This window comes from Streptomyces viridochromogenes DSM 40736 (genome assembly GCF_000158955.1).
GTDB classification, from domain to species: Bacteria; Actinomycetota; Actinomycetes; order Streptomycetales; family Streptomycetaceae; genus Streptomyces; species Streptomyces venetus.
In genome coordinates, this window is the sequence record NZ_GG657757.1 from 6756685 (window position 1) to 6773420 (window position 16736).

At 70.6% G+C, this 16736-nt stretch carries 13 protein-coding genes and 2 pseudogenes; 12 read left to right on the plus strand and 3 right to left on the minus strand.

Annotated elements, in window-relative coordinates; genetic code table 11:
* Window positions 1-497: 497 nt before the first annotated feature.
* Window positions 498-1199: a hypothetical protein gene (locus SSQG_RS29735; protein WP_003993629.1), complete on the plus strand. Its 702-nt coding sequence runs from the start codon at window positions 498-500 to the stop codon at window positions 1197-1199.
* A complete protein-coding gene (locus tag SSQG_RS29740) occupies window positions 1162-1482 on the plus strand; it encodes a hypothetical protein (protein WP_003993630.1) in 321 nt (106 codons plus the stop codon). Before SSQG_RS29735 ends, SSQG_RS29740 begins: the two co-directional genes overlap by 38 nt.
* Window positions 1483-1578: 96 nt before the next feature.
* On the opposite strand, the gene SSQG_RS41970 is transcribed toward SSQG_RS29740, so the two are convergent.
* Window positions 1579-1746 (minus strand): hypothetical protein, encoded by a 168-nt coding sequence (locus tag SSQG_RS41970; protein WP_167545798.1) that lies wholly within the window; start codon window positions 1744-1746, stop codon window positions 1579-1581.
* Window positions 1747-1999: 253 nt separating this feature from the next.
* Here SSQG_RS41970 and SSQG_RS29745 point away from each other — a divergent pair, with 253 nt between their 5' ends.
* Together SSQG_RS29745 and SSQG_RS29750 are read left to right on the plus strand one after the other, a co-directional pair.
* Window positions 2000-2923, plus strand: a complete 924-nt coding sequence (locus SSQG_RS29745; RefSeq protein WP_003993632.1) for an LLM class F420-dependent oxidoreductase — start codon at window positions 2000-2002, stop codon at window positions 2921-2923.
* 170 nt (window positions 2924-3093) lie between these two features.
* Entirely contained in the window at window positions 3094-3327 is a 234-nt protein-coding gene (locus tag SSQG_RS29750) for a hypothetical protein (RefSeq protein WP_003993633.1), read from the plus strand.
* Window positions 3328-3374: 47 nt separating this feature from the next.
* Here SSQG_RS29750 and SSQG_RS29755 read toward each other — a convergent pair whose 3' ends face one another.
* Together SSQG_RS29755 and SSQG_RS29760 are read right to left on the minus strand one after the other, a co-directional pair.
* Entirely contained in the window at window positions 3375-3572 is a 198-nt protein-coding gene (locus tag SSQG_RS29755; protein WP_003993634.1) for a hypothetical protein, read from the minus strand.
* Window positions 3573-3975: 403 nt separating this feature from the next.
* Entirely contained in the window at window positions 3976-4221 is a 246-nt protein-coding gene (locus SSQG_RS29760; RefSeq protein ID WP_003993635.1) for a hypothetical protein, read from the minus strand.
* Between the two features lie 1080 nt (window positions 4222-5301).
* Between SSQG_RS29760 and SSQG_RS29765 the strand changes: the two genes are divergently transcribed.
* The 8 genes and pseudogenes from SSQG_RS29765 (at window position 5302) to fxsT (ending at window position 16546) form a co-directional block, all read left to right on the plus strand.
* On the plus strand, window positions 5302-5499 hold the full coding sequence (locus SSQG_RS29765; protein WP_003993637.1) for a hypothetical protein: 198 nt from the start codon (window positions 5302-5304) through the stop codon (window positions 5497-5499).
* 67 nt (window positions 5500-5566) lie between these two features.
* Window positions 5567-6657, plus strand: a pseudogene (locus tag SSQG_RS43120) (recombinase family protein); the annotation flags it as partial.
* A gap of 357 nt (window positions 6658-7014) precedes the next feature.
* Window positions 7015-7509, plus strand: a complete 495-nt coding sequence (locus tag SSQG_RS43125; protein ID WP_244299531.1) for a transposase — start codon at window positions 7015-7017, stop codon at window positions 7507-7509.
* Window positions 7500-9332: pseudogene (locus tag SSQG_RS29775) on the plus strand (polynucleotide kinase-phosphatase); the annotation flags it as partial. The gene SSQG_RS43125 and the pseudogene SSQG_RS29775, both read left to right, overlap by 10 nt.
* A gap of 160 nt (window positions 9333-9492) precedes the next feature.
* Window positions 9493-10941 (plus strand): effector-associated domain 2-containing protein, encoded by a 1449-nt coding sequence (locus SSQG_RS29780; protein WP_244299287.1) that lies wholly within the window; start codon window positions 9493-9495, stop codon window positions 10939-10941.
* 16 nt (window positions 10942-10957) lie between these two features.
* A complete protein-coding gene (locus SSQG_RS29785) occupies window positions 10958-12049 on the plus strand; it encodes an AAA family ATPase (protein WP_003993641.1) in 1092 nt (363 codons plus the stop codon).
* Between the two features lie 68 nt (window positions 12050-12117).
* On the plus strand, window positions 12118-13443 hold the full coding sequence (locus SSQG_RS43130; RefSeq protein WP_078506948.1) for an SAV_2336 N-terminal domain-related protein: 1326 nt from the start codon (window positions 12118-12120) through the stop codon (window positions 13441-13443).
* 73 nt (window positions 13444-13516) lie between these two features.
* Window positions 13517-16546, plus strand: a complete 3030-nt coding sequence (gene fxsT, locus SSQG_RS29790) for an FxSxx-COOH system tetratricopeptide repeat protein (RefSeq protein ID WP_003993643.1) — start codon at window positions 13517-13519, stop codon at window positions 16544-16546.
* Window positions 16547-16736: the final 190 nt, after the last annotated feature.

A 16736-nucleotide genomic window follows, 5' to 3' on the forward strand; every position in this document is an offset into this window, starting at 1 on the left:
TGTTCTCCCTGTTCCCCCCTAGGGGGCGGGAACAGGGAACAGATACCTGTTCTGGACCTGTTCCGAGCGTCCGGAACAGCCATTCCCCCAGGTCGGGCCCAATGCCGGCTCGTTCCTGTTCCCGACCTGTTCCCAAGATCGGAACAGGTGCCTGTTCGCAAGATCGGAACAGGTCCGCTGCCCCCACGCAGGGAGACTGATCATGACCCCGTCCCGCTGCATGATGCACCCCTGCTGCCCGGCGGACCGGCACAACATCGGCTGCCCGGCGCGCCAGCCGGAAGACGCCTCCCCCTGCATGGGCGAGCCGTACTGCGCGCCCGAGCTGTGCGGCCCTCCGTGCCATCACCCGGACTGCCCGGTGCGGTCCACCTTATGAGCCCCACCCGTACCACCCGACCGAGCACAGAGAGGAAAAGCGCATAGGTGCACCCCCGCAGACCCGCCGCCGACGGGCCGCTACCGCCGAGCGTGACGAGAAGATCTTCCGGCTCAAGGTGCGAGGGCTGACCGAACGGCAGATCGCCAAGGAGGTCCAGCTCAGCCCCGGGCGCGTCCACGAGATCATCGAGGAGCGCATAGCCGCCCACCTCGGCCCCGTCGTGGGCTCGATGGTCGCCCTGCGGGATGCCGAGCTGGACGACCTCTGGCGCAAGGCCCAGGCGCAGTACGTTGCCACCGACGACCCCGACACCCGGCTCAAGGCCGTCAACACGCTCAAGGGCCTCAACGAGTCCCGGCGCAAGCTGCACGGAGCCGACGCACCCGAGGCGCTGCGCGTCTCCCTGGAGCGCCGCATCGAGCAGGAGGCCACCGACGTCGTGGAGGCGATCCTCGCGGGGTTCGCAGCGGTCAGCCTGCCGGAGGACCGGCGGCAGTACGGCCTGGAGGCCGCCAGTGCCTGTCTGCGCGCGGGCGAGCCCGGGGCGTTCACCCCGCCGGAGCCGCTGCCGCCGCTCGGGGCCGCCCCCACCCCCTACACCGAGAACGGTGCCATGTACATCGACGGCCCCGGCGGGCTGCGGTACAGGGTCGTGGCCGTGGAGCCGCAGGGCGCCCCGACGGTTACCCGGCTCGCGCTGCCGCCGGGCCCGTCGGCCCCGCCGCCCGGCGAGCCGGACAGCGCAGACGCCGTGCTGGAGCAACTCGCCAAGTTTGAGGATGAGTTCGGATCCCTGGAGGACGACGACGAAGACTGACCCCCGCCGCAAGCAGATCAAGAAGCGCCTCCGCGAGATCAAGCGGGACCCGGCGTCGGCCCGGCCGGGCGAGGCCCAGCGGCTCGCTGCCGAGTACAGGCGGCTGCTGTCGGCGGACCGCACCCCGGCCGCTCCCGCCGACCCGGACGAGGCGGCCCTGGCCACCTGGCCGAGGGAGCTGCGGGCCCGGCGCCAGCGCTCCGCCTTCTCCCGCGTGCTCGACCGCAGCGCGCTGCACGACCCCGGCAGCTGGGGCGCCCTGAACGACCTGCGCCACCGCTGAGCTGGGTGTCTGTGAATCGCTGGTGCTGGACCTACGGCACCAGCGATTCCTTGGCAGTTGGTTAGGCGCTCAGGCGACCGTCGTATAAGTATGTGGCTACTCTGACCTGGCCTGATCTGCCTTCGATTCCCTGGGTGAAAAACCCGCTTCAGATTGCAGATCGGAGAGGTCCGCGTTCAGCGCCGCCATCAGCTTCTCCATCTGCTGCAACAGCCCTTTCGGCTGCCCGGTCCCGCCCTGCTGCGGCACGGTCTCTTCGGACATGACGGCCTCCTCGGCCCATGGCCCCACGGGGAGGCCGACGCGGGTGACGCCCCGGCGTTCACCGCCCGGCGCGGAAGCCGGGGACTCCGGCTCCGCCCGAGCCAACGATCACTACCGGGGCCGGTCACTGGCCCGGTCACGGGGCACACGCGGTATGGACGTAATTTCACCCGACCGGGGATCGGGGACCGGAGACTGGTGGGCACGGAGGACCGACCTCGTGGTCCCGTGCCCCGGCGTGCAGGATGGGATCATGGACCTTCGCATCTTCACCGAGCCCCAGCAGGGGGCGACCTACGACACTCTGCTCACCGTGGCCAAGGCCACGGAAGATCTCGGATTCGACGCGTTCTTCCGTTCCGACCACTATCTCCGCATGGGTTCCGTGGACGGCCTGCCCGGTCCCACCGACGCCTGGATCACCCTGGCCGGACTCGCCCGCGAGACCAAGCGCATCCGGCTCGGCACCCTGATGACCGCCGGCACCTTCCGGCTGCCCGGCGTGCTGGCCATCCAGGTCGCGCAGGTCGACCAGATGTCCGGCGGCCGCGTCGAGCTCGGCCTCGGCGCCGGCTGGTTCGAGGAGGAGCACAAGGCCTACGGCATCCCGTTCCCCAAGGAGAAGCTGGCCCGCCTCGAGGAACAGCTGGAGATCGTCACCGGCCTGTGGGCGACGGAACTCGGCAAGACCTACGACTTCCACGGCACGTACTACGACCTCACGGCCTCTCCCGCGTTGCCCAAGCCCGCGCAGGCGAAGATCCCCGTGCTTGTCGGCGGTCACGGCGCCACCCGCACCCCGCGGCTGGCCGCGAAGTACGCCGACGAGTTCAACATGCCCTTCGCCTCGATCGAGGACAGCGAGCGCCAGTTCGGCCGGGTGCGCGCCGCCGCCGAGGAGGCCGGCCGCAGCGGCGACGACCTGACCTACTCCAACGCCCTCGTGGTCTGCGTCGGCCGGGACGAGAAGGAGGTGGCCCGCCGGGCCGCCGCCATCGGCCGTGAGGCCGACGAGCTCAAGCTCAACGGCCTGGCCGGCTCCCCGGCCGAGGTCGTCGACAAGATCGGCCGCTACGCCGAGATCGGTGCGAGCCGCATCTACCTCCAGGTCCTCGACCTGGACGACCTCGACCACCTGGAGCTGATCTCCTCGCAGGTGCAGTCGCAGCTGTCCTGAGGGCGGACACGGCGTGACGGCTGTCCGGCGGATCGGGCCGCGGGGCGCGATCCGCCGGGGGCCGTCCCGTCATGGCTTGCGGGCGACCGCCGCGTAGAACGAGGCATTCTGCGGACGCTTCGGTCTGAAGGAGCCACTGGCGTGACGCCGGATGTGGGAGCTTGTTGGCCATGCAGCTCTTACACATTGAGGCGTACGTCGGCGACAGGTGGCAGAGGGTCGTACGACTGGGCGACTACGAGCCGCCGAGCGGCGGCGCTTGGGATGAAAACCTGATGGATGAGCTTGAGACCTTCTTGGCGGCCAATCTTGGCCCGTTCTGGATCGACACCGCCGACAACCCGCACGGCGTGCTGTTCGGTCCGGGGGTGCCTCGGCTGTTTCGACTGGCCCCGGCCACCTGACTGCGAAGCCCCGGAGATGGTTAGTGCTCACCGGGGCTTCCGCGTGTTCAGAGGACGCCGAGCGACGTCAGCACCACCAGGCACAGCGTCAGCGAGCCACCGAAGACGCCACCGCCATACAGAAACGCCGGGCCCTTCGGGGTGTTCGGCCGATGGCTGATGACACCCGCCACCATGGCGACGATGACGGAGATCAAGATGCAGATGACGACGATCAGCCCCTTGACGCCGAGAGAAAGGTTCAACGGTCCGAGTACCTTCCCGGTGGGTGATCGGACCATTGGTGCGCAGACCTCAGCCCGATCACCACGTGTATACGTGTGATCAAGCTGAGGCCATGCCGACGTGCAGGACTCAACAGGCGGACTGGTCAGGACCGCTCCTGATGACCCTGCAACACCTACTTCAGTCGGAGAAGGCGTGGGCGGACTGGGGCAACCCCAGATCCTTCTGAAGACGCCGGACTTCAGACCACGTCGTGTCCCTTAGGCGGGGAGCTTCAACTGTATCTGATACAGCGGTGGTTGACCGGGCGGGCAGCCTGAAGCCAGGGACGGTATCTCCGTGGGCCCCGTGCTGGCGGGGACGGCCGGGCCCCCGTGCCGGGCTCTCGTGCGGCGGGAGACCCCACGGGAGCCCAGGATGGGCCTACGCGGCGGCAGGCGGCTCCTGCTGATCGTCCGCCGGGACCGTCACCGGGGGCGGCGGCTCCTCGGTCTCGTCGGGCGTGGCCACCTCGCCCTGCTTTCCCCAGAGGCGCTGCCATGCTTCGCGCGCACGGCGGAACGAGTCGAAGACGTCGGGGAGCTGGTCCAAGAAGCCCTTAACCGCGAAGAGCAGCACAGAGGCCACGCCAGCGATGGCGAGAATGATGTTGTTGGCGGTACCGTCCACCGATCCTTACCTTCCCTGTCATGGGTCGGATCGGTGGGTCTGCGCGCAGGCAGCCTCGATCCAAACCCTTCGGTTTGGACCGAGACACCTGCGCTCGACGCACAGCAGCGCAAATGTTCTCGGCTGGGCTGATGATCAGCCCAGGTTGTGAAAGTAGTACATCCCTTTCGGCGGCTGCTCCGTCTTCATGGCCTGTGCGTCAGGCCCCCTGTCGGACTAGGGGGCCCCAGCTCCAACGGGGCAGCGTCCTGGTTTCTGCGTGACGTGCATACGCCCAGGTGCGGAGAGCCCCAGTAGGGCCCTCAACAAAGATGGTAGCGCAGGCAGATATGCAGTGTGTCAAGAACAAGTGACCGTCACTGAAGGTGACTTGGGGTGGGCTTCGCGCGGCTCTCTCGGGGCCCCATGCTGGCGGTACGGCCGGACGCCCCGTGCGCGCACGAGAGGCCGCCGGAGGCCCCACGGGAGGCCGGGACGGTATATGCCCGGTGCCGCTGGCCGGAGCACCGGGCGGCCGGTCGTCATGTTGGGGCTCTCCGGGTCAGCCGGCGGTCACCTCTCGTGCTTGGCGATCACCACTCGTGCACCGGTAATACCACCGCGGGTGGCCCCGTGCTCTACTGGTGCCACCCCCGGTGGTGTCGGCTGTCGGGCCGGGGTGATTCAGGTAGCAGCCATAGGTATGGATGTGACGCCGCTTCTGTCGGGCCCAACCCTGGGGCACTCCTCACAGAGGAACATCCATGCCCACTCTTGGGTTCAACTCTGACGCCCTGCGCCGACTTCGCCGCGAACGCGGCCTGAGTCAGCCTGAGTTCGGCCGCCCACTCAAGACTGTCTGCTCGTGGGAGCAAGGTTGGCGCGTTCCGCCTCTGCCCGTTATCGGTGAGATCGCCGACGCCTTGGGCGTCAAGGCGAAGGTCGGCCGGTGGGAGCGGACCGGGACCGTCGAGAACGGCCGGTTCACCTACACCGACGCCAAGGGCGAGACCAAGACCACCAAGTTCACGGTCATCGGCTGACCGACCACCCACCGCCGGGCGGCTGGCTCAGGCCGCCCGGCCCTCGTGAGGAGACCCAGTGTTCAAGGTCCAGTGGCGTAACCCGCAGGGCCGTTTGGTGACGGCCAGCACCACCAGCACCAGCACCGTTCGCCGGTACGCGCTGCAAGCCACCTCGGCCGCACCCGAGGCGCACGAGCTGCGCATCGAGCAGATCGCCGTGGACGGGACGACCGGCGACGAGGTCTGGGTGGACGCCACCGCCGACTTCATCTGACACGAGACGGCCCGGCCAGGGTGGCACCCCCGGCCGGGCCTCAACGCTGAGAGACAAGGACCCAGCTATGAAAAGCGAAACACCTGCCGCGCCCGGCGGCAAGCGCGTGGCCGCGTACCTGCGGGTCAGCTCCACCGAGCAGCTCAATGGTTACGGCCTCGACGTGCAGGAGGCCGAGTGCCGAAAGTTCATCGAGCTGAAAGGCTGGCGGCTGGTCGACATCTACAGGGACGAGGGCGTCAGCGGCACGCTGGCCAAGCGCCCTCAGTTCGACCGGCTGATGTCGGACGTCCGGGCTGGCCTGATTGACGCGGTGGTCGTGCACCGGTTCGACCGGCTGGCACGCTCGATGGCCACCTTCTACCGGCTGGCCGAGCAGCTCAAGGAACTGGGGTCGGGCTGGCGTCGGCCAGCCAGGACTTCGACACCACCACGGCGGCCGGTGAGGCCATGTTGGGCATGCTGGCCAGCTTCGCCGCGTTCGAGCACCGGCTGATCACCGAGCGCACGCAAAGCGGTCTTGAGCGCAAGGCGATGGCCGGTGGCCACGTCGGCGGAGTCGCGCCGTTCGGGTACCGCATCGAGAACGCGGGCAAGAAGGGGCTGTCCCGGCTGGCCATCAATGATGACGAGGCGGCCACCCTCCGCCGTGCCCGTGAGCTGTTGGTGGCCGAGGGGCTGAACATCCGGGACGTGGCTGCACGCCTGAACCTTGAGGGTCTGCTGACCCGGGGCGGCAAGCCCTGGTCGTACCAGAACCTGCGCGCCCGGCTGACCTCCGGGGCGGTGCTCGAATCGGTCTACGTGTTCCGGAACCAGAGCACCAAAAACGGCCGGGGCCCCAAGGTCGACCGCCAGGGCAAGCTGGTCTACGGGCAGTCGGTCACGGTCAAGCTGGACCCGATCTTCACGCCCGACGAGGTGACAGACCTGTGCGCAGCCCTGGGGCGCACGGTCACCGGCAAACCCAAGGGCAAGGCCAGCGTCTACCCGCTCAGCGGTCGGACCTTCAGCCTGTGCGGTGAGACGTACATCGGCGGCAAGAGTGCCAAGGGTGGCAGTCGACACTACCGGTGCCGGGGGCGGGTCGAGGCTTACCCGGGTGCGCCGAGGTGCGAGTGTCAGCAGCTCCCGGCTGACGAGCTTGAGGCCGCCGTCTGGGCCGAGGTGGCCACGTTGCTGGGTGACCCGGCACAGCTCCGGGCGATGGCCCGTGAGTGGGTCGGCTTGATGGACGACGCCAACGAGACCGACCACGCCGATCGGATCGCCGACCTGGACCGCCAGATCAAGGAGCGCGAGCAGGCCCTGACCAAGCTGACCATCGACTACGCCAAGCTGAACCTGCCGACGGTCGCCCTCGAAGGAGCCACCCGCGCGCTGACCGAGGAGCTGGACCAACTGCGCGACGTCAAGCGCGAGGCCGAGGCGTGGCAGGCCGAGACCGAGGCCGCCCAGCAGCGAGCGCGCGACCTCGAAGCGCTGGCGCAGGTGGCCCGCACCCGGCTGGCCGACATGGACCCGGCCGATCAGGGCGAGGTGCTGGGCCTGCTGGACGTGCGCGTCACCATCACGGGCCCGGTGCCGACCCGCACCACCAACAAGGGCTGCACGCTGACCAAGTGGTTCGCCGACACGGGGCGGCTGGCTCCTCCGGCGCTGACCGACGAGACCTGGGCGCTGGTCGGGCCCGTGATCCGGGCTTGGGAGCCGCCCAACCACCGGCTGATGGACGGCCGGGCGATCCTCGACGCGATCCTGTTCAAGGCACGGACGGGCTGCGGCTGGCACAACGTCCCGACCCCCGATGGCTTGAACTGGAAGACCGTGCACACCCGGTTCAACCGCTGGCGGGTGGCCGGGGTCTGGGACGAGGTCATGGGTCGGCTGCCCAATCAGGGCAGCTTGCCGGGCACGGTGGTGCAGCCCCCGCCCTTCAAGGTGACTGGGAGGGTGGACCCGCGCGCAATGATCGGGCACGAGAAGAACCCACGGGAACGAGTGTGGTGAAGTCCGGCAACGCCCTGTGCGTGCCCGGCAACCACGAGAACAAGTACGGGCGTCACCTCAAGGGCCGCAAGGTCCAGCACACCCACGGCCTCGCCGAGACCGTCGAGCAGATGGCGGGCGAGAGCGAGGAGTTCCGCGCCGAGGTGCGGGAGTTCATCGACGGCCTCGTCAGCCACTACGTCCTCGACGGCGGCAGGCTGGTCGTCTGCCACGCCGGGCTGCCCGAGAAGTACCACGGCCGCACCTCAGGACGGGTCCGCAGTCACGCCCTGTACGGCGACACGACCGGGGAGACCGACGAGTTCGGCCTGCCGGTGCGCTACCCGTGGGCGGAGGAGTACCGGGGGCGGGCCGCCGTGGTCTACGGCCACACTCCGGTCCCGGAGGCCACCTGGCTCAACAACACGATCTGCCTGGACACCGGTGCCGTCTTCGGCGGCAGGCTCACCGCGCTGCGGTGGCCGGAGCGCGAACTGGTCGACGTACCGGCCGAGCGAGTCTGGTACGAGCCGCTGAAGCCGCTGCGCACCGAGGCCCCCGGCGGGCACGACGGCCGCCCGCTGGACCTGGCGGACGTGCAGGGCCGGCGGGTCGTGGAGACCCGGCACCAGGGCCGGATCTCGATCCGCGAGGAGAACGCGGCGGCGGCCCTGGAGGTCATGAGCCGCTTCGCGGTGGACCCGCGGCTGCTGCCGTACCTGCCGCCGACCATGGCACCGACGGCCACGAGTCACCGCGAGGCCCGCGGCGGAGCCGCTGATGAACACTTCCTGGAGCACCCGGCCGAGGCGTTCGCCCAGTACGCCGAGGACGGTGTCGCCCGGGTCGTGTGCGAGGAGAAGCACATGGGCTCACGGGCGGTGGCCCTGGTGTGCCGCGACGCGGAGGCGGCCCGCAAGCGCTTCGGCGTGGACGGGCCGACCGGGTCCCTCTACACCCGCACCGGCCGCCCGTTCCTGGACGACGACGCCCTCACCGAGCAGATCCTCGACCGGGTGCGCACGGCGGCCGGCGAGGCCGGGCTCTGGGACGAGCTGGAGACGGACTGGCTGCTGCTCGACGCCGAACTGATGCCCTGGTCGCTGAAGGCGTCTGGGCTGCTCAGGTCGCAGTACGCCGCCGTGGGGGCCGCGTCCGGCGCGGTGCTCCCGCAGGCGCTGTCCGCCCTGCGGGGCGCGGCGGCGCGGGGCGTGGATGTGACGGACCTGCTGGCCCGCACCGGCGAACGGTCCGCCGACGCCGCCGCGTTCACGGACGCGTACCGCCGCTACTGCTGGACCACGGACGGTCTGGACGGCGTCCGCATGGCGCCGTTCCAGATCCTCGCGGTCCAGGGCCGCAGCCTCGCCGCGCTGCCGCACGACGAGCAGCTCGCCCTGCTCGACCGGCTCGTCGAGCACGACGGCAGCGGCCTGCTCCAGACCACCCGACGGCTGTACGTCGACACCGGCGACCCGGAGTCCGTCCGGGCCGGTGTCGACTGGTGGCTGGAGATGACCGGCCGGGGCGGCGAGGGCATGGTCGTCAAACCGGTCGGGGCGCTGGTCCGCGACGGGGAGGGCCGCCTGGTGCAGCCCGGCATCAAGTGCCGCGGACGCGAGTACCTGAGGATCATCTACGGCCCCGAGTACACGCGCCCGGAGAACCTCGCCCGCCTGCGCTCGCGGTTCCTGAACCACAAGCGGTCGCTGGCGATCCGCGAGTACGCGCTGGGTCTGGAGGCACTGGACCGGCTGGCGGAGGGCGAGCCGCTGTGGCGGGTGCACGAGGCGGTCTTCGGTGTGCTGGCTCTGGAGTCGGAGCCCGTGGACCCGAGGCTGTGATCCCGATCCCAACAGTCCCTGGTTAACCGCTGGTTGCCGTGCTAACTTCGCTGGTCGGTCAGGCAGGTGAACCGACTCAGGGGGAAAGTCGGTGCAGACAGGTGCGGCGCCCGGCGGGTCCAGACGTGAATCCGGACATCAGCCCGATTTCGAGCTGCTGTTGCAGCTCACCGACGTCCTCTGCGAGCTGGGCTGTGTGGAGGACGCGCCGAGCCGGGTGCAGTTCGCCAGTCTGCTGGGAGGCCAGCTCCACCGGCAGGTGGACGTACGCGGTGTCAGGCTCCGTGAGGACGTGGTGAGCCTGGTGACCGCCGCGATGAGCGTGGCGGGCGGGGAGCACGTACTTGTCGGAGTGGTCCGCATCCTCGAAGGCGCTCCGGCCGGAGACGAGCTCGCACGTCTGATCGCTCCCGTGCCCGCCGTGGCCGGACCGCTGTCCAAGGAGGACGAGAAGAGCGCCCGCGTCGCGCTCGCCCGCGGGGACCTGCCCGCCGCGCGGTTACGGGACGGGCTGGCCGAGGAGCTCGTGGGCCTCGACCTCCCCGACGGACTCACCCCCGAGCAGCTCTTCGCGTACCTCTTCGAATGGAACGCGCAGGAGGACGGCCTGCCGCCCGTCGTCGTCCTGCTCGACCACGCGGCCCTTCTCGCCCGGACCGTCGAACACCGCCTCGCGCTGACCGCGTGGGTCGACGACTGGGCCGGGCGCGCGGGTCTGGCCGCCGAGCTGGCGCTGCGCCGGGAGAGGCGCGCGGCGGTGGTGTGGTCGCCCGACATCCCCCGCACCCTCGTCGTCGCCGTGGAGCCGGCCCGGGACGGCAGCACGGACGTGGTCGTGCGGACCTGGACGAACGCGACCCCCGGCCGCTGGGACCCACGTCCCGGCGAGCCGGACACGATTCCCCTGGACGACCTCGGCCGGGCGGTGGACAAGGCGCTCCGGCGCGGCACCCGGCTCTGGCTGGTGCCGCGCGAACCGGAGACGAGCGGACTCCGGGAACCGCCTGCGTACATAGAGTTCCTCCTTCCGTACGATCTGATGAACCACGATGTGGCGGGGTTGACGTTCGCCATCGGCGACGGTGAGCCCACTCCGCTCGGCCTGCGGTACGGGGTGCATCTACGCAGCCTTGAACGCATGCGTACGGACAACGCCGTGGTCCGGCAGCAGTGGCAGCGGCGCTGGGCGGCTCTGAAGCAGCATGGCATCACGGTGCATTCCTGGAGGGAGGCGGACGCCCGGCGGCTGCGCGCGTGGCAGATCGCGCTCGCGGGGGAATCGCGAAGTACGGCGGTGCTGCTGGACGCGCCGTCGGGGGCACCCGCGCTGGAGGCACTCAAAGCGGCGATCGCGGAGGGGGTCGGGCTGGCCGTCTGGGACCGCAGAGGTGTGTTCAAGGAGGAGCGGCGCGAAGTGGTGACCGCGGTCTTCGCGGCCGTCACGCTGCCCGTGCAGCTTCCTTCCGTGATTCACCGCATGCGTCTGAACGCCGAGAGCGGAGCGGAGGACGCGGTGCAATACCTTGCCCGAAATGTCGGATTCTTATGGGACGACCCCACGCGTGTCGTCGACACCCTGACCACCGACCCCGGCGGTCTCGCCAGCTGAGCTAGGAGGCTTCGGCATGAGCGCACAGGAACGGACGGCCGCGGACGGCTGGCGCGTCTTCCATGCCACCGGACACCCGCGGGACGCCCCACCCGTGCTGCCGGACCCGCCGCCGTGGCGGAGGTTCCGTGGCGGCCCGGTCGAGGCCCCGCCCCCGGACGACACCGAGGCCGCGCTGCGCCGCCTGGGGCCCGGCGGCCTCACGCCCCAGCTCGACGGGGAGCAGATAGAGACGGTCAACGCCGCCCTGCTGCTGCGCCGCCCTCTCCTGATCACAGGGCCGCCCGGCGTCGGCAAGTCGACGCTCGCCTACCTGATCTCGCGTGAGCTGGGGCTCGGCCGGGTACTGGAATGGAACATCGTGAGCCGGACCAGCCTGCGGGACGGCTTGTACGTTCATGACGCGATGGGGCGCGCCCAGGCCATCGCCGCCTGGCAGGCGGGACTGCGCGACGTGGCGGGCGCGGGGCCGGTGTTCGAAGACGGCGAACAGCCCGTCAACCCGCCGACCACGTCAAAGGATCGTCAACTTGCACCGGTTATAGGCGAGTTCATTACACTGGGGCCTCTGGGCACCGCCCTGCTGCCCTACGAACGGCCCCGGGTGCTTCTCGTCGACGAACTCGACAAGAGTGACATCGACCTGCCGAACGACCTGCTGCACGTTCTGGAGAATGGAAGTTATGAGGTTCCGGAGCTGGTGCGTGACGCCGCCGACGCGGCGAGCGTGCACACCAGCGACCCCGGAAGCCGGGCCGTGGTGCGCAGCGGGCGGGTTGAGTGCCGGGAGTTCCCGGTCGTGGTGATCACCAGCAACGGGGAGCGGGAATTCCCCGCCGCCTTCCGTCGCCGCTGTCTGCCGATGGAGATGCACACCCCCACCCGGGAGCAACTACTGGCCATGGTGGAAGGCCACCTGGGGCTCCGGCCGCGAGGCACCGAAGACCTCGTCGACCTCTTCGTTCAGCGGGTCCAGGCGGGCGGCGTCCACTCCCTCGACCAGTTGCTCAACGCTGTCCAGATGACTACCGCGGGTGGTTTCCAGGCCGACGGTGACGGGCGTAAGCTCGTCGAACTGCTGCTCCGCGACCTCGCGAAGGGCCGCTGATGACCCGGGAGCGCGCATCCGGACCGGGCGACGGGGATCCCGCATCGGGATCGTCGCCGCCTCCTTCGGTGTACCCCGAGCCGCTCGCCCACGCGAGCGAGCGCGGAGACCGGGTCCCGGCCGCTCCCGATCACTTCGTACCGCGCTGGCAGGAGTTCGCCGACGCGGTGTGGCTCGCCGCGCACCGCAGCCGGTACGACGGTCCCGTCGACGCCCCACAGGATGCCCCGGCCCCGGCCGTGGAGGCGGTACGTCCGCAGGACGCCGAGGCCGGACCACCGTCCCGGCCGCCGGTGACCGACGACGCGCTCTCCGGCGTGCCCTCGGCCGGCGACGAGGACGCCGGTTCCGAGCGGCCACCGGCGAGCCGCACCTCCGCCGCACCTGTCCCCTCCGCACGCGCTGTCGCCCAGGCCGTGGACCGTTTCTTACCTCACCCCGAAGGCCGCTTCACCCTGCACCTCGGGCCGCCGCTGCTGCCCCAGCCCGAACCCGACCCGGCCGGCCCCGGCCGCGTCACGGCCCTGCTCGCACGCGCCCTGCACCATCTGGCCCGCCGCATCCCGTCCCGCGACCACCTGGAGCTGGACGAGGAGACCACCGCCGAACAGGGCCTCGTCGACGGGCTGTGGATGCCGTTCCTGCGGCCCGCCCGGATCTCCGCCTTCGACCTGGTGCTGCTGCTCGACGACGCGCCCACGATGCGGATCTGGGAGGAGAGCGCCGCGCGCCTGGCCCGCGCCGCCGAGCACAGCGGGGCCTTCCGGAGCGTGCGCACGCTCCGGACGACCGTGCCGCGCACCGGCACCGCCACCTTGCGCTGGTCCACGGGGCGGGCCGTCGCCGACCCCGCCGAACTGCTCGACGGCCGGGGCAGCCGGATCTTCCTCGTCGTCACCGACGGACTCGCCCACGGCTGGGCCGCCACCGCCGCGGACGAACTCCTCGGCCGCCTGGCCAACGCCGGCCCCACCGCCCTCGTCCACCTGCTGCCACCGCACTTGCGCCACCGGTCCTCGCTCTACCCGTACCCGGCCGTCCTGGAGGCCGGAGGTTTCGGCGCCCCCAACGACAGCCTCGGCCACTGGGCGCCGCCCGGCGGCCCCGATCCGATGCGGCCGCTGCCCGAGACGGGCGACGGCTCGGTCGCCGTCCCGGTCCTCTCCCTGAAACCGGCCTCCCTCGCCGCCTGGTCCGACCTGGTCACCGGCGGGCGCGGCGTACGGCGCTCGCTGCCCGTGGTGCTGGCGGGCGCCCTGAGCAAGGGCGCTCCCGCTCTCGGCCTGCGCGCCCCGCGCCTCCCACGCGCCGCCACCGCCGCCGTACGACGCTTCTTCAGCCTCGCCACCCCCTCCGCCCGCCGGCTCGCCACCCACTGGCCGCCGTCCCCATAGACTTGGACCTCGTCGAGCAGCTGCGACGACGCGTCATACCGAAACCGGCCCCGATCACCTCGCCGAAATCCTCATGGGCGGGCTGATCGACTGGGAGGGCGGGGAGGAGGGGCGCCCCGAGTTCGCCGAGGGGCGTCCGGGAGGCGCTGCTCGCGACAACACGCGCAGCCAACTCGCCCACACCGTGAGCGTGGTGGGCGAGCTGCCCGCCGCCGGGGAGCGCGGCGTCGCCCTGCGGGCCGCCCTGCACGACCCGCTGCGGACCAGGCTGCCCGACCCCGCCGAACGCGGCTGGGCGCGCAGCGAACTGGCGGTGATGCGCGCGCTGTCAGGCCCCTACTCCGAGCGGGCCAGGCGCATCGAACCGAATCTGTCCAGGAACGCGCCCACCGCACCCGTACCGGCCGAGGACCCCGCGTCCGCGCATCCACCCCCACAGGTGAATAACCCGGGCGATACGACTCCATCCAGCCCAGCGGGCAGTGACCCGGATTCGGGAAATGCCGATCTGACTGGAGAATCCGCGCCGTCTCCGACGGCCGGCGCGCACCGACAAGAGACCCCGGAGGCAGAGCCGCTCATGCAGAGCACCACGACCGCGACGCCGGCCCTACTGGTGAACGTCCCCATGCGTAACACCTCGTTCGTCGGCCGACAGGCGCTGCTCAGGGCCGTGGAGGAGCAGCTCGCCGCCCAGGACACCGCGGCCGTGCTGCCCAACGCCCTGCACGGCCTCGGCGGCGTCGGCAAGTCGCAACTGGCGCTGGAGTACATCTACACCCACCAGCGCGACTACCGGATCATCTGCTGGATCCCCGCCGAACGCGAGAGCCTCATCCTGGCCGCGCTGTCCTCCCTGGCCTCCCAGCTGGGCGTCGCCCCGGTCGGCCAGGACAGCATGGGCGCCGCAGCGGCCAACACCGCGGTGCCCGCCGTACTGGAGGCGCTGCGCACCGGAACGCCGTACGACAACTGGCTGCTGGTCTTCGACAACGCCGAGGACATCGACGCCGTGCGCGGCTACTTCCCCCACAACGGGCCGGGCAAGGTCATCGTCACCTCCCGGAACCGGGGCTGGGAACGGGTGGCCAGCTCGCTGCCGGTGAACGTCTTCGAGCGCGACGAGTCCATCGAGCTGCTCCAGAAGCGGGCCCAGGACCTGCCCCGGCAGGACGCCGACCGGCTCGCCGAGGCGCTCGGCGACCTGCCGCTCGCCGTGGAGCAGGCGGGCGCCTGGCTCGGCGTCACCGGCATGGAGGTCGACGAGTACCTCGACCTGCTCGCCCAGCGCAGCCCGGAGATCCTGGAGATCGAGCAGAGCCCCGACTACCCGGTCTCGGTCGCCGCCGCCTGGGACATCTCCCTGGAGCGCATCAGGGAGAACAATCCGGGCGCCCGTCAGCTTCTCGACATCTGCGCCAGCATGGCCCCCGAGCCGATCCCGAGGTCGATTCTGCGGAGCAGCCGAGGCGTCAACATCACGCCGCAGATCGACCCGATGCTGCGCGAGCCGATCAAACTGAACCGGGCCATCCGCGACCTCAGCCAGTTCTCCCTGATCAAGGTCGACCCGCGCGCGGGCACCCTGCAGATGCACCGCCTGCTCCAGACCGTGCTCCTCGCCAAGCTGAGCGAGGAGGAACGCGAGCGGATGCGCGACGCCGCACACCAGCTGCTGTCCGCCGCCAACCGTGGCCCCTACGGGTCCTCCCAGGAGTGGCGCGACTACCAGGCGCTGCTGCCCCACGTCCTCGCCTCCCAGGCGGTGACCAGCACCGACCCCTATGTGCGTGACCTGGTCTACGACACCATGTGGTTCCTCTACTACTGGGGCGACCACGAAGGCGCCGCGGTGTTCGGCCGCCAGGCGTGGAGCGCCTGGCTCGCCGCCTCCGGCGAGGAAGACATCTATGTCATCCGGATGACCAAGGGCCTTGCGTTCCTGCTGCGCCAAGTGGGCCAGATCTCCGAGTCGATCCCGCTCACCGAGAAGGCGCTGGAGGTCTCCCGCCGGGTTCAGGTCGAGCCGGAGGAGCTCATCGACTCCCTGTGCGAGATGTCCGACGCCCGCCGCTACCAGGGCCGGTTCCAGGAGGCGCGGGACCTGGGCAAGGAAGCCACCGAACTTGCCCGTTCACTGTTCGGCCCCGAAGACCAGGCCGCCCTGCGGGGCGCTCACAGCTGGGGGGTCGACCTGAGACTGTGCGGGGAGTTCAAGGAGGCGCTGCCACTGGACGAGGAGACCGCCCGCCAGCGCGACATGCTCCTCGGCGACTCCAGCTTCTTCACGCTCAACACCCTGCACTGCGTCGCCATCGACATGCGGGAGGCGGGCCGGTACCCCAAGGCACGCGAATGGCAGGAGGACGTCTACCGCCGGGCGCTCACCGCGCTCGGCGAGAAACACCCCTTGAGCCTGCGCATCGCCCGTGACCTCGGTGTCTGCCGCCGCCGGGACGGGGACCTCGCCGAGGGCGCCAAGCTCGCCGAGGAGACCCTGCGCAACTTCAGGTCCCGCTACGGCGACGAGCACCTCGACTCGCTGACCACGGCGACCAACGTCTGCGTCGACCGGCGCCTGGCCGGGGATCTGGAGGGATCTCGGCGCATCGCGGAGTCCACCGTTGCCCGGCTGGTGCGGCGTCTCGGGCCGGACCATGCGCACACGCTGGTGACCAGGGCGAACCTGGCCGCTACCGAGCGGGCCCTCGGTGCCCTGGACATCGCGCAGGAAGTGGAGGACGACGTGGTGCGCCGGCTCGGCGACACGATCGGGGCGCAGCACGTCATCACCCTCACCGTCGGCATCGGCCGGGCCAACACCGCTTACGCACGGCTCGACTTCGAACAGGCGCACACCATCGACTCCGCCAACCTGCCGCTGCTGACCGAGGTGTCGGGCGCCGAACATCCGCTCACCCTTTCCTGCACCTCCAACCTCTCCCTCGATCTGCGGGGACTCGGGCGGGCCGACGAGGCGGACGTGCTCCAGCGCAAGGCGGTGGAAGGCTTCGCCGCGGTGCTGCGCACCGACCACCCCTGGCTCCAGGCCGCCCGCCAGCGCCGCCGCATCGAGTGCGACATCGCTCCCATGCCGATGTGACACGGACCTGCGCCCGTTTGCCTGACCGCAACATCCGCGCGATAGTGGGAAGTTGACACCCCAAGGGTGTTCGTTCACGGGGGGCACATGACGGCGGTCGTCTTCGTTCACGGAACCGGGGTGCGTGAACCGGCCCTCTCCGCCCTGCTGGAGCGGGCGACGGCCGGACTGGCCGCGCAGCGCACCGGGC

Bases quoted from the DNA above. Each gene is read 5' to 3' on its own strand.
- SSQG_RS29740 (WP_003993630.1), top strand. From the start codon at position 1,162: ATGAGTTCGGATCCCTGGAGGACGACGACGAAGACTGACCCCCGCCGC.
- SSQG_RS41970 (WP_167545798.1), bottom strand. From the start codon at position 1,746: ATGTCCGAAGAGACCGTGCCGCAGCAGGGCGGGACCGGGCAGCCGAAA.
- SSQG_RS29745 (WP_003993632.1), top strand. From the start codon at position 2,000: ATGGACCTTCGCATCTTCACCGAGCCCCAGCAGGGGGCGACCTACGAC.
- SSQG_RS29750 (WP_003993633.1), top strand. From the start codon at position 3,094: ATGCAGCTCTTACACATTGAGGCGTACGTCGGCGACAGGTGGCAGAGG.
- SSQG_RS43125 (WP_244299531.1), top strand. From the start codon at position 7,015: ATGGACCCGGCCGATCAGGGCGAGGTGCTGGGCCTGCTGGACGTGCGC.
- SSQG_RS29785 (WP_003993641.1), top strand. From the start codon at position 10,958: ATGAGCGCACAGGAACGGACGGCCGCGGACGGCTGGCGCGTCTTCCAT.
- fxsT (WP_003993643.1), top strand. From the start codon at position 13,517: ATGGGCGGGCTGATCGACTGGGAGGGCGGGGAGGAGGGGCGCCCCGAG.